Here is a 13,677-nt window from a genome sequence, read left to right as displayed (position 1 = left end):
GCCTTCGCCGGTGATGAGGTCCACTACCGGCTTGGCCTCGGTGTGGCCGGTGTCGGGGTCGGTGGCCAGGACCTTGTCGCCGGTCTTGACCTGTTTGATGGGTTTACGGGTGCCGTCGGCCATCAGCACCGGGGTGCCGGGTACGAAACTGTTCGGTCTCGCGCATGCTGAGAAGGCGTGCTGGGCGGCTTCCCGGGCTTTTTCGGCGATCTTGAGTTTGTCCTTGGCGGCCAGCCAGCCCTTGAAGCCGCTGACGGCGTCCCCGGCGTGTTTCCAGATCTGTTTGCCGAGTTCGTAGGCCCTTGCCCATTTCCAGGGCGCCGCGTATTTGGCGGCGAGTTTGCCCACCAGGCCGCCGGCGAGGGAGGCCAGGACGTTGAGCGCGGTCTCGCCGCAGGCGCCGAGGTTTCCGGTGGTGAAGCACTGGATGCCCGCGGTGATACCGAGCTCGTCGGCGGCGATCTTGGCCAGCGCGGTGACCGCGGCGACCAGCAGTTTGAGCTGCCGGTCGACCTCCGCCTTGGCCGCGGCGGCGTTGGCGTCGGCCTGCTGTTTGCGCTGGAGCTTGCAGGCCATGCTGCTGGGCTTGGAGCAGGGGGCGGCTCGGCCGGAGTGTGATGTCGGCTTCAGGCCCGTGGGGTCCGATGCCCCGATGGGGTTGTCTCCGGCGTAGCTGTAGGGGTTGATCCACTGGGGTTTGTCGAGGTTGAGCAGGGGGTCGGTGGAGATGAAGCGGGCGATGGACGGGTCGTAGTAGCGGGCCGACAGGTAGGTCAGGCCGGTGGAGTCGTCCTCGATCTTGCCGAGGAAGCCGCGGTCGGTGAAGGGCAGGTCGTCGACGCCGCGGCGCTGGCCGTAGGGCAGGTAGCGCTCCCGGCTGATCTGGCCGGTGGTGTCGTCGACGGCCAGCTGGGCCGAGCTGTGCAGGCCGGAGGCCAGCCATTTGACGCCGGAGGTGGTGCGCATCGCGACGGTGGAGCCGTCGGGGCCGGTGTAGTAGCGGGTGCCCTGCACCGTGCCGGCGGCGAGTTTCAGTTCCATCGCGCCCAGGTAGAGGGTCGCGGAGCCGTCGGGGTCGCGGCGGATGAGGCGGTCACCGTCGGCGTCGTAGACCATGGAGGTCTGCCGGCCGTCGACGACGGCCTTGTCCAGCTCGCCGAGCGGGTTCCAGGTGAAGGTGGCCTGCTTGCCGGCGACGGTGCGGGCGGTGAGGTTTCCGGCGTTGTCGTAGCCGTAGGTGTCGGTGCGGCCCGGCCGGGTGATGGCGGTGACCGCGTTGGGGCGGACCGCCGCGGCGCCGGGGGTGGGGTAGGTGTAGGTGGCGGCGGCGCCCGCGTCGGTCAGGGTGGTGAGGTTGCCGACCGCGTCGTAGGCGTAGCTCTGGTTGTACGGGTCCACGCCCCCGCTACCTGCGCCGGAGGCGCAGGAGGCGCCGGTGGTGGTGAAGGCGGCGGTCAGCCGGGACAGGCCGTCGTAGGTGAAGCATTCGGACTGGCCGGGGCTGGTGCCGGGGACGGCGGAGGCGGCGTCCAGGATGCGGGTGATCTCACCGGCGGCGTTGTAGGTGAGCTGGTCGTCCTGGGCAAGCTGCGGGGTGGGGGTGTCGGCCTTGGCGGTGGTGGTCAGCCGGTTCAGCCAGCCGGTCGCCTCATCCCAGGTGAAGGATCGCTTCACCTGGGCGTTGGCGCCGTAGTGCCGTTCGGCCAGCCGGGCGGTGGCGGTGTAGAGGGTGTCCTTGACGTAGGTGGTGGCGCCCGAGAGGTTCGAGGTCAGCGCCTTGGGCAGGCCCAGGTCGGTGTAGGACAGGGCGAGGGTTTCGGCGGCCAGGCCGCCGGCGGCGGGCATGCCCTGGGCGGTGGGGTTTCCGGCGCGGTCGTAGGCGGAGGTGAAGGCGTAGTCGCCGGCCAGGGCGCCTTCGGCGGCGGGAATGGTGAGCTTGGTGGCGGTCGGCCGGTAGGAGCTGTCGTAGCCGGTGACGGTGTCGGTGTAGGCGTTGCCGCCGCTGTAGCGGGTGGAGGAGGTCAGTCGCCCCTTGGCGAGGGTGTCGTAGACCCATTCGGCGGCCTTGACGCCGGTGATCGGCTCGCCGATCCACTGGGCGCTGCGCCGCCCCAGGTCGTCGTAGCTGTAGGAGATCTTGCTGTGGTTGCCGTCGACGCTCGACAGGATGCGTCCGGCGGCGTCGTAGCCGGTGCTGGTGTTGCCGGAGTCGGGGTCGGTGGCGGCGGTACGGCGCCCCATCCAGTCGTAGGTGAAGGTGCGGACGTTGCCGTTGGCGTCGGTGATTTTGTGAAGCAGCCCGGCCACGGTGTAGTCGTAGGTGGTGTCGTGGTGGACGACGGCGTCCTTCCACTCCTCGGTCTTGACCGTGCGGTCGGCGGCGTCGGTCACGGTGGCGGTTTTGCCGCCGACCGGCGGGGTGACCTCGACGCGGTCGGCGCCCGGATAGGCGGTGCTGGTGCGGCGCAGCTCGGCGGCCAGGCTGCGCTCGATCACCGCGGTGGGCCGCTGCAGGGTGTCGTAGACGGTCTCGGTCCACTGCGGCAGGCTGGTCAGCGCGGGGTTGAGCAGGCCACTGCCCGGCGCGGCGGTGTTGTGGGCCGGCTGGCCGGCGGCCCGGGGCAGGCCCCGGCCGTCGTAGACGGTGGTCACGACCACCCGCCCGCCTGCCGGGGAGTCCGTCTGCACCTCCCGGGTACGGCCAAGGCCGTCGTCGTAGGAGTAGGTGGTCAGATACTTCGCGGCCGCCCCGGTGCCCGACAGCAGCTTGCGCATGGTCGTCGTGGCTGGCGCGATCGCCGAGACGTCGTAGGCGACGGTCGCCGACGGGGTGCCGCCGCCGCGCGGCTCGTCCGGTCCCCACAGGGTGCTGGTACGGCCAAGCGCGTCATAGTCGATCTCGAAGCGTTTGCCGTTGGCGTCGACCAGCGAGGTCGGCAGCCCGTTCAGGTGGGACGATTGGGTGGTGACGGTGTGTCCCAGCGGGTTGGTGACGGTGGCCCCGGTGTGCGGCCAGCCCACGGCCGGGCTGTAGGCGGTGGTGGTGGTCTTGCCCAGCGGGTCGGTGGCCGTCAGCGGGCGGCCGTAGTCGTCGAAGGTGGCCTTGGTGGTGGAGACGGTGGTGGCGTCGGCGTAGGTGCGGGTCTCGGTGACGTTGCCGTCGCTGGGGGTGTTGGTGGCCGGGTCGGAGCCGCCGTCATAGAGGCTGACGCTCCTGCCGATCAGCGCGCCGGTGGCGCAGTCGTCTCCCGCGCGGCGCTCGGCCGTCGACGGCAGGCCGGTGAACCACTGCCCGGCGGCCACGTTACGGGCGTAGGTCGTGGCGGTGCAGGTGTTGTCGGCTGCGGTGGTGGTGTCGCCGTGGTCGTTGACCCTGATCGGCAGGCCGTCGGCGTTGTAGGCGGTTGTTTCGTCGGTGTAGCGCCAGGTGCCGCCGGTCAGGAGTTCCCGGCCGCGTTCGCGGGTGCGCAGCACGAACGCCGGGTCGTGGGCGCCGGTCCCGCTGCCGGTGGGCTGGACCGTGTACTCATACCTGGTGGATTCGGCCTCGGTGTAGGCGCGGGGGGTCAGCGCGGTGAGTTTCCAGGCCTGTTCCTGCAGCACCTGCCCCTGCAGGGCCGGGGTGTCGGTGACGGTGCCGCCCTCGAAGTCGGTGATCGTGGCGCCCATGCCGCGGAAGAAGGTGTGGGAAGTGACGGTGAAGTCGGAGGGGTCGGTGCCGGAGCCGTGGGTGGTGCGCACGGTGCCGTAGCCGCGCCAGTCGGTGGAGGGGGGCGCCAGGTTCGGCTCGACGTGCTGGCGGGGGGAGGCCCAGCCGGGGCCGTCCCGATACTCGTAGGTGTTGACCACGTCCGGGGAGGCGGCCACCAGGTCGCGTTCGACGACCTTGGTGACGAGTTGCTTGTAGTAGACCGTCCAGGCGGTGTTGCCGGGGATGGTCTGGTCGACCTTGTAGCAGTCGCCGGCGTGGTCGGCGAGGTAGTCGCCGCCGTCGCGTCCGTTGCCGCCCGAGCACGGGTCGGCCTGGCCGTAGGAGACCTCGATCCGGCCGCCCATGCCGTTGGCGATCGCGCCGATCCGCGGCACCATCCGCCACGACAGGCGCTGCGGCCAGTCCGACATGGCGTCATACGACATTTTGCCGGCCAGCATGACCGCGTCGAAGTCGGTGACGGGCAGGGGGGCGGTGGTGGCGCCGGCCAGGCCGGTGTGCTGGACGGTGTCCAGCCACAGCACCGGATCATACGGCGGCCCGGAATCGGTGCGGGTGTAGATCCAGGCGTAGGTCAGATCCAACCGGGCGGCCGAGTCCCAGCCCAGGCCGGAGGGGTTCAGCGACTCGGTCAGCACCGAATCGAGTTTGCGGGTGGAGTAGAAGGCGAGCGCGGAGTTGGCGCAAGCCGCCGGGGTGTCGCAGCGCATGTCGCCCGGCACGTCCAGGCCGCCGCGATCATAGGTGGTGAAGATCGTGCGCGCGGTCGGCACACTCCCGGCGACCTGGGTGTTGTGGCCCCACTCGGCCTTGGCCAAAAACCCGCCCCGCTGATAGGGCAGGACCCGGTTCAGCTCGTGCAGGCAGCTGGGCAGGCAGAAGTGGTTGGTCTCGAAGGTGTAGGAGTAGTCGACGACGTTCTCGTTGCGGTCGATCTCCTGGTCCAGGTTCCAGCGCCACACCCCGGTACAGGTCGGCGGGACCCTGTTGTGGTAGTAGCGGTCATAGCACGGCTCGCCGGCGTCGTTGCCGACATACGGCGTCTGCCACTGGGCGTCCCTGGTGTAGCCGAACCGCGACACCTGCCCCTCGGCGGAGGTGACCTTCCAGTACTCCTGAGCGTCGGCGCCGCCGGCCAGCTGCTCGACCTTCCACCCAAAATCGGGCACCGTCCTCCAGGCGCCGGAGGCGCGGTCCTTGACGATCCGCGCCGAGCGGCCGCCGACGCTCAGCACCAGCTCCGACTGGGACATGTCGTTGGTGGACGGATCATCGTCGCCGGCGTCGGGCGACTCCCAGCACAACGCCTTGCCGAAGCTGCCGGTCTCCTCGGCGGTCCAGATCAGGTTGGCCTGGGCGTCGTAGAAGTTGTCCACCGTGCAGCGGCGGAACCTCCGCTCGATGAAGCCGGCGTTCAGCTCCCAGCCCGCGCCGGCCGCGCTGGACTGGTTGTTGGTCCAGTTGCCCTGGCCGTCCACCGACGAGGCGTCGTAGGACAACGACAGCTGCGGGCCGTCCCCGGCTGCGGACGGTGCCTCGGGCAGCGGGTAGTCGTAGCTGAAGCCGCCGCCGGAGGTGCCGGCCTGCCAGGTGCCCGACGGTTTGAGGTCGGTGGCGCCGAAGTTACCGTCCGGGCCGATCAGTCCGGCCATCAGCACATACACCGACCCCTCGGCCATCTGCCTGGCCGCGGTCGCCTCGGCCGCCGCCCGCACCGCGGCCTTGGCGTCGCCCTTGGCCGGGGTGGGGGGCGTGGCGGGGGTGGCCTGGCCGAGTTCCACCTCGGCGGTCAGCGCCCCGGCCTTGAGGTCGTTGGTCGTGGTGACCGCCCGCGGGCGCGCGACGCAGGTGCGCGGGCGGGGGGTCTGTACGGCGCAGGCGGGCAGCCGCACCAGCTGGAGGCGGGTGGCGAGGTTACCGCCGTAGGCGTCGCGGAAGGCGGCGTAGGAGAACTCCGCCCGCACCCTCCCCGGGCCGGTACGGCCGTCGGCCCGTTCGATCCTGGCGGCCACCCCGACACCGCCCAGTTCGCGCACCGTCTCCGGGGCCAGGGTCTCGATCTTGACCTTGCCGATCCCGCCCCCCTGGCGGGTGGAGGCGACCCGGACCGGGAGGGTGCCGGCCCTGACCGGCGCGGAGGTCACCGCGACCTCGGCGCTGCCCGGCTTGGGCCATACCGGCGGCTTCGTCTTCGTCACCGGCGGTGAGGTCTCCTCCGCCCCCTTGTTCACCTTGGGTTTGGGAACGGCGCGGCCCTTCACCGACGGTTCGGGGCCGGAGGCGGGTGCGGCGGCGGAGGCGCGTTGGAGCAGGGGCTCGGGCACACCCATCCCGGAGAGGAGAAGGGTCACCACGATCCCGGCCACCAATGCCGTCAACCACAGTCGCGCGCGCCGAACCCGCATCTCGGTCCCTTTCGCAGGCATGCCGACACAGGCCCCGGGAAAAGGGGGCCGGAAGACGTCGGAGAGCAGACAAAGGACGATCAACATGGATGATGATCGCGGCAGCGGGAATGGTCAATGCACCAGAAAGCAGTTCACTGACTGCTTAATGTGACATGACACGGATGCTGTAATTTTCAACCTTGGTTAACCCTGGTCAATGGTGCAGTCATCGACGCGAACGTCCAGGTCGGAGAGGCGAAAAAAGGTGAGTGTGATGTACGTCACAGCGCACACCAAAACCCCAATATCTACCAACACCAATAAAGGGGAGGGCGTGAAACCGAGCCGCCACCCGTGGCACGAAAACCTGATTTCAGCACACCGGAAACACATCCGGGAGAGAGGGCGACGGCCCCCCGTGCGGCCGGCATCCCGTCGAGGAGAACCGGAACCCGTGGCCGGCGTATTCACCGCCGGCACCCCTCATTTGAGGGTAAATTAATAAGCAACCACTCCGGTCGCCGATCCGCGTCTTACGGATTCATCCAGCCGGTATCGCCCCCCGCTTATAAACGTTCACCTCAGGATTCACGCGGGCATATCAGGGTTCACGGGGGTACGCCGATCACGCGATCGTATGCCGGGTGCCGGGCGGCGTGCACGACCCGGTGCCGTCCGCCGCGCCGGTGCGTGCGTGAGCGGGCGTCCGCCGGGATGGACCGCCGGTTCGGCTGCTACCAGGGGAAGGTGAACAGGCTGTAGTAGGCCCCGGCGATCAGAAGCAGGCCGGTGCCGCCCAGCACACCCGCGATCGCGGCCCGCTGCGGGCGGCTGGGCTCCCAGCCCTCGCGTAGTCCCGACACGACGGCCGCGACGGCGGTGACCTCCTGCAGCAGCATGAGCACGGCCAGGATCCTGATGACCAGCCACCCGGCGAGCACCGCCGGCCAGGCCCCGGCCTGGTTGACCGAGAACAGCACCAGCAGCGTGATGAAGGCCAGCACCGAGACGAGCAGCCCGGCGCCGGTCCACGCCATGCGGCGGAGCCGGCGCCGGATCGGCGGCCACACCAGGGCGTTGGCCTCGGCGGGCAGTTGCCGGCCGCGCAGCCGTACCACCATCTCGGCCACCGGGCCGACCACGTATCCGACGGCGGCCAGGCAGAGCGCCAGTCCGAGGACCGTTCCCCCGGCGTACCACGGGGCGGGCGGCACGTCGCTGGCCTCGTAGCGCTGAACCGGGACGGCGCCCGCGATGTGCGCGGCGGGGGCGGCCGTGCCCGGCAGCCCCTTGACCCAGTTGGCCAGCGTCTGCAGGTAGCCGGGGGCGAACGGCCCGCCGTGGACGCGCATGCCGTGGTCGGCGCCCGCGAGGTAGCGGATCGTGTAGTCGGTGTTGCCGCCCTCGGCGAGCGCGCCGGTCAGGGCCTTGCTGCTCTCCACGAACGGGATCGACGGGTCGCGCGTGCCGTACAGGGCCAGGACCGGCTGGTGGATCCGGCGCAGCGCGGGCAGGCCGTCGTAGCGCAGGAAGTTCATGTGGACCGCGCTCATCGCCCGGGTGAGGAGCTCCCGAACCCCGGAGGGGGCGTGCAGCCGGTCGAGTTGCTCGCTCAGCGCCCAGGTGACCTGCCGCATGGGTGAGACGTTGGGGGCCGACACCAGCACGGTGAACCCGACGTCGTCGCTTCTGGCCGCCGCGATCGGGACCACCCAGCTGCCCTCGCTCACCCCCCAGAGCCCGGTCCTGGCCGGATCGACGTCGGCGCGCAGGCGCAGCCGGGCCAGCACGCGCAGCGCGTCGTCGGCCAGCAGGGCGAAGTCGCGGTTACGGAAGTCGTAGCGCACGCTCCGCTTGTCGTAGACGAGCGTCACGATCCCCGCCCTGGCCAGCCACTCCGCCTGGGTGGTGAACTCGCCCCGGGCGCCCGGCCCCGCCCCCTGCACGAAGATCAGGGCCGGGTGTCTGCCGGGGGTGAGCGGCGCGCGGACCGTGGCGCCGAGCCTGGTGTCGCCGGCGTCGACGGTGATGTCCTCCACGGAGATCTGCCCGTTGGCGGAGACCGGCCTGATCTCCGCGGGCGGCTGGGCGGGCAGGGCCTGGAAGACCGGATCCACGCCCATCGGCGGTGGGTCGAAGGGGGGCGGCAGGGTGTAGCCCACCGTCGCGAGGACCAGCAGGACCACGCCCGCTGCCATGCTCAACACGCCTCGGCCAACCCGCATGCCGACCCGCTCCCCGATCGTCGCCCGCCTCCGGGATGAACGTATGCCGATATCGTTCCCTTCGATCTTCAAGCGTACTCACGACCGGGCCTTCAGGGCAGGGGGAGCGGGAGGCGAGTGATGGGAGTGGCCGCATTTGCCGCCGGGGCCTGTTAGCTTCAAGCGACATGCGGGTGCTGCACACATCGGACTGGCATCTGGGCCGTTCGTTCCATCGCGAGAGCCTCCTGGCCGCCCAGGGGGTCTTCGTCGACCATCTGATCGAGACGGTCAGGGCCGAGCGCGTCGACGTGGTCGTCGTCTCCGGAGACGTCTACGACCGGGCACTGCCACCCGTCGACGCGGTGGACCTGTGCAACCAGGCACTCCAGCGCCTGGTCGCCGAGGGCGTGCGCACCGTGCTGATCAGCGGCAACCACGACTCGGCCCGCCGGCTCGGCTTCGGTGCCCGTCTGATCGACGCCGCGGGCGTCCACCTGCGCACCGACGCGGAACGGTCCGGTGAGCCCGTGATCGTCGACGACGTGGCGTTCTACGGCATCCCCTACCTGGAGCCCGAGCTGGTGCGCGGCCCCTGGGACCTGCCCGAGCGCACCCACACCGCGGCGATCGAGCACGCCATGTCCCTGGTCCGCGCGGATCTCGCGCGCCGGGGCGGGCGGTCGGTGGTCCTGGCCCACGCGTTCGTCACCGGGGGGCGGGCCAGTGACAGCGAGCGCGACATCAGCGTCGGCGGCGTCGCGCACGTCCCGGTCTCCGCCTTCGGCGGTGTCGACTACGTGGCGCTGGGTCACCTGCACGGCCGCCAGCGGATGAGCGAGACCGTGCGCTACTCCGGCTCCCCGATCGCCTACTCCTTCTCCGAGGCCGGTCAGCTGAAGGGCTCCTGGCTGGTGGAGATCGGCCCGGACGGCCGGGTGGGCGCGGAGTTCGCCGAGGCGCCGGTGCCCCGGCCGGTCGCCCGGCTCCGGGGGCGCCTCGACGGTCTGCTCACCTCGGCGGAGTACGCCCCCCACGAGGACCACTGGCTCCAGGTCACGCTCACCGATCCGATCCGCCCGAAGGGCGCCATGGAACGACTCAGGTCCCGCTTCGAGCACACTCTGGCGCTCTCCTTCGATCCCGAGGGCGGCGTCCCGGAGGCTGAGGCGCGGCCGAAGGTGGCGGGCCGCCCCGAGATCGAGGTGGTGCTCGACTTCGTCCGGGAGGTGCGCGGCGAGGCCGCCGACGCCGACGAGACCCAGCTGATCCGCCAGGCCGTCGAATCCTGCCGCGTCAAGGAGGCGATGGCGTAGATGCGCCCGCACCGTCTGTGGATCACCGCGTTCGGCTCCTTCCCCGCCGAGGAGGAGGTCGACTTCGACGCCCTCTCCGAGGCCGGGCTGTTCCTGATCCACGGCCCCACGGGGGCGGGCAAGACCACCGTGCTGGACGCGCTCTGCTACGCCCTCTACGGCAGGGTGCCCGGCAGACGCGACAGCGCCAAGAGCCTGCGCTGCGACCACGCGCCTCCGGGCAGGGGGCCGTCGGTGGCGCTGGAGGTCACCATCAGGGGGCGGCGGCTGAAGATCAGCCGGTCACCCGCCTGGCAGCGCCCCAAGCTCCGGGGAACCGGCACCACCAGGGAGAACGAGAAGGCGATCGTCCAGGAGCTCGCCCCCTCGGGGGAGTGGGCGGGGCTGACCACCCGGGTCGACGAGGCCGGAGACCTGATCGCCACCCTGCTGGGCATGAACGCCGACCAGTTCTTCCAGGTCGCGATGTTGCCCCAGGGGGACTTCGCCAGGTTCCTCCGCGCCGACGGTGAGGACCGCCGCAGGGTCCTGGAGCGCCTCTTCTCCGTCAAGGTCTACGCCAACGCCGAATCCTGGCTCGCGGAGCGGCGGACCGAGGCCCACCGCGAGCAGCAGGCCCTCCACAAGGAGGTGGACTTCGCGGTCAAGCGCCTGGAGGAGGCCGCGGGCCCCGACCTCCTCGCAGCCCTGGCTCACGGCCCCGCCCCGGCTCACGGCCCCGCCCCGGCTCACGGCCCCGCTCTGGCGCACGGTCCCATCCCGATGGGCGTCAGCGGCACGGCCGCCCCCGCAGGGGAGGCCGCCGTGGACGGTACGGCAGGCGCGGGATCCCCGCCGGAGTCCGGCCCTTCCGAGCGGGAGCCCGGTCCTCCCGAGGGCCACGCCGGGTCCCCGGGGGCGGTCTCCGCCGAGGACGACCCGCGCGGGTGGGCCGCCGTGCTGGAGGCGCTCGCCGCGGAGGCGGTCGCCGGGGTGAGCCACGACTCCGCCGTCCACGAGGACGCGGTACGGCGGGCGCGGGCGAGACTGGAGCAGGGCGTCGCGCTGGCCGACCGGCGGCGCCGCCGTGCCGATGCGCTGACCCGTGGCCGGGCGCTGGAGGAGACCGCCGAGGAGCGGGCGGATCTGGAGGTCGTCCTGGCGGAGGCGGCCCGCGCCGAGCGGGTGCTGCCGCTGGTCCAGGTCGCCGAGCAGCGCGCCGAGGCCGCGACCAAGGCCCGCCGCCTGGCCGCCGACGCCGTCGCCCGCGCGCTTCCCCTCGTCGAGGCGGGTGGGGACGTCACCCCGGAGCGGCTGACCGCGCTGGCGCGTGACCGTCAGGACGAGATCACCAGGCTGGGGGAGCTGCGCGCCGAGGAGCCGCACCTGGTGCAGATCGTCCAGGAACGCGATCTGGCCGTCCGTGAGATCACCGAGCTGAGCGCGGCCCAGGCCGGGGTGGACGCCCGCCTCGCGATCCTTCCCGGCCTCCGCCGGGATCTGGAGGCCCGCCTTTCGGCCGCTCGCCTGGACGCCGCCAGGATCCCGGCCGCCGAGTCGGCCGTGGAGGTCGCGGCCGACCGCCTGCGGGCGGCCGAACACCGTGACGGACTGGCCGCCGAGCTGGCCGCCGCCCGTCACGACCTCGCGGCCGGACTCTCCGCCCTGTCCGCCGTGCTGGATGAGACCGTGCCGAAGGGGTGTCTCCCGGACGCCGGCGTCCCCGAAGAGGACCCGTCGGCGGGGGACGCCGCGGACGAGACCCCGCCGGAGGCGGTTGAGGTCCGGGAGCTGCTGGCCTTCTGGGAGCGTGAGCGCCGGGAGGGGATCGCCGGGCTGGAGGGGCTCCGGGACGACGAGGTCCACCTGGCCGAGCTCGCCGACTCGCTCGCCGCGCTCGACGTCGAGCTTCGGGCGACGGCCGGCCGGGAGGCCGTGCTCCGCCGGAGGCTGGAGGAGCTGCCCGCCGAGCTCGGCGAGGTGTCGGCGCGGCTGACCACGGCCAGGGGCCGGATGGCCGAGATCCCCGCCGTTCGGGCGCGGGCCGACGCCGCCGCCGCCAGGCTCGACGCGGCCCGGCGCCGCGACACCCTCCGCGCCGAGCTGGAGACCGCTCAGGCCGCCCAGGCCGAGGCGGTGGAGGAGGCCCAGCGGTGCCGCGACCGTTACCAGGACCTCCGCCAGGCCAGGATCGACGGCATGGCCGCCGAGCTGGCGGCCAAGCTCGTGCTCGGCGAGCCCTGCGCGGTCTGCGGTTCGCCCGACCATCCCGCCCCGGCCGCCCCGGCCGGCGAGGCACCCACCGCCACCGACGAGCGCGCCGCCCAGAGCGCCTTCGACGAGGCCGCCGAGCGGCGCCGCTCAGCCGAGAACACCGCCACCGCTCTGGCCTCACGTCTCGACGAGGCGCTCGCCGTGGCGGGCGAGTTGTCCGCCCACCGGGCGCAGGAGGCCCTCGGCGAGATCGGGGGAGAACTGGCCGCCCTGACGGCCGTCGCGGACACCGAGACGGCGCTCGCCGGGGAGGCGGACCGCGTCACGGCCGAGCTGGACGAGGTGAGAATCCGGGCGGCGGAGGCCGCCGGACTGCTGGCCGAGGGCCGTGTCCGTCAAGCGGGGTGGCAGGCCGAGCGCGACCGGCTGGCCGCCCGTCTGGACGGGGCCCGTGGCGCGGACCCCACCGTTCAGGCCCGCCGCGACCGCCTCGCGGCGGAGGCCGTCCTGCTGGCCTCCGCGTGCCTGGCGGCCACCCGTGTCGCCGACGCGGCGGCCTCCCACCGCGAGGCCGGCGGCAGGACGGACCTCACCGTGGAGTCCGCGGCGCGAGCGCTCGGGACGGCCGAGCGGACGCTGGCCCTGCTGCGGGAGTCGGCCGAGGCGGAGCCCGGACTGGTGGCCGAGGCCGGCCTGATCGGGGTCGAGCTGAACGAGCTGGAGGAGCGCTCACGGGGGCTGGCGGTCACGCTGGCCGCCCGCGGTACGGCGGTGGAACGGCTGGCCGCCGACGCCGAACGGCTGACCGCGCGTGTCGACGAGGCCAGGGGAGCGGATCCGACCCTGGCCGCCCGGCTGGACCGGCTGGCCGGCGAGGCCGGGCTGTTCGGCGAGGCGGTCGAGGCCACCCGGGAGGAACGGGCCACCGCGACCGAGCTGGCGACGGCCCGGGCCGGGGCGCTGGCCGCGGTCACCGAGGCGGGGTTCCTCGGGATCGAGGACGCGCTCGCGGCGGTCCGCCCGCCCGCCGAGAGGGAGGAGAAGGCCGAACGGCTCCGCGAGCTCGACGGCGAGCGCTCCGCCGTCGCCGACCTGCTGGCCGACCCCGAGCTGATCGCCGCCGCGGCCGAGCCGGAGCCCGATCTCGGCGAGCTGCAGGCCGCGCGGGACGCCGCCGACGCCGCTCACGCGGGGCTGCTCTCCGCCCGGGACCGGGCCGAGGCGCGCCGGGCCCGGCTGGCCGCGCTCCACGCCGAACTGGCCGGATGCCTGGACCGCTGGCTGCCCGCGGCGCGACGGCACCGCCTCGCCGACCGGCTCGCGGCTCTGACCGGCGGGACCTCCGGCGACAACCGGTGGAACATGCGGCTGTCGTCCTACGTGCTCGGCGAGCGCCTGCGCCAGGTGGTCGAGTCGGCCAACGAGCGGCTCGGCCACATGTCGGGCGGGCGTTACCTCCTTCAGCATGACCTCGGCCGTTCGGCGGGTGACCGGAGCAGGTCCGGTGGCGGGCTCGGGCTGCGGATCCTGGACGGCTGGACCGGGATGGACCGGGATCCGGCGACACTGTCCGGCGGCGAGAGCTTCATCGCCTCGCTGTCGCTCGCCCTCGGCCTGGCCGACGTGGTCACCGGCGAGGCCGGAGGAGCCGAACTCGGCACCCTCTTCGTCGACGAGGGCTTCGGCACCCTGGACGAGGACACCCTCGACGGCGTGCTCGACATCCTCGACGGCCTCCGCGACGGTGGCCGGGCCGTCGGCATCGTCAGTCACGTCGCCGAGCTGCGCACCCGCGTCCCCGCGCGGTTGCGGGTCCACAAGGAGCACCGTGGCTCCACACTGTCGGTCTCCGTCTCCTGACCTTA

At 72.5% G+C, this 13,677-nt stretch carries 4 protein-coding genes; 2 read left to right on the top strand and 2 right to left on the bottom strand.

The window, feature by feature from the left end; translation table 11 throughout:
* Nucleotides 1-6,066: RHS repeat-associated core domain-containing protein (locus ABZ194_RS23890; RefSeq protein ID WP_355599229.1), on the bottom strand; the 6,066-nt coding region annotated here is incomplete at its 3' end.
* Nucleotides 6,067-6,833: 767 nt separating this feature from the next.
* Entirely contained in the window at nucleotides 6,834-8,297 is a 1,464-nt protein-coding gene (locus tag ABZ194_RS23885) for a prolyl oligopeptidase family serine peptidase (RefSeq protein WP_355599230.1), read from the bottom strand.
* A gap of 194 nt (nucleotides 8,298-8,491) precedes the next feature.
* On the opposite strand from ABZ194_RS23885, the gene ABZ194_RS23880 reads away from it, so the two are divergent.
* Both ABZ194_RS23880 and ABZ194_RS23875 read left to right on the top strand, forming a co-directional pair.
* A complete protein-coding gene (locus tag ABZ194_RS23880) occupies nucleotides 8,492-9,619 on the top strand; it encodes an exonuclease SbcCD subunit D (RefSeq protein WP_355599228.1) in 1,128 nt (375 codons plus the stop codon).
* Entirely contained in the window at nucleotides 9,620-13,672 is a 4,053-nt protein-coding gene (locus ABZ194_RS23875; protein ID WP_355599227.1) for an AAA family ATPase, read from the top strand.
* Nucleotides 13,673-13,677: the final 5 nt, after the last annotated feature.

Origin of the sequence: Streptosporangium sp. NPDC006007 (assembly GCF_040614315.1) — a bacterium.
Classification (GTDB): Bacteria; Actinomycetota; Actinomycetes; order Streptosporangiales; family Streptosporangiaceae; genus Streptosporangium.
The sequence above is the reverse complement of the archived record's forward strand: the minus strand, read 5'-3'. Positions and strand labels throughout refer to the sequence as shown.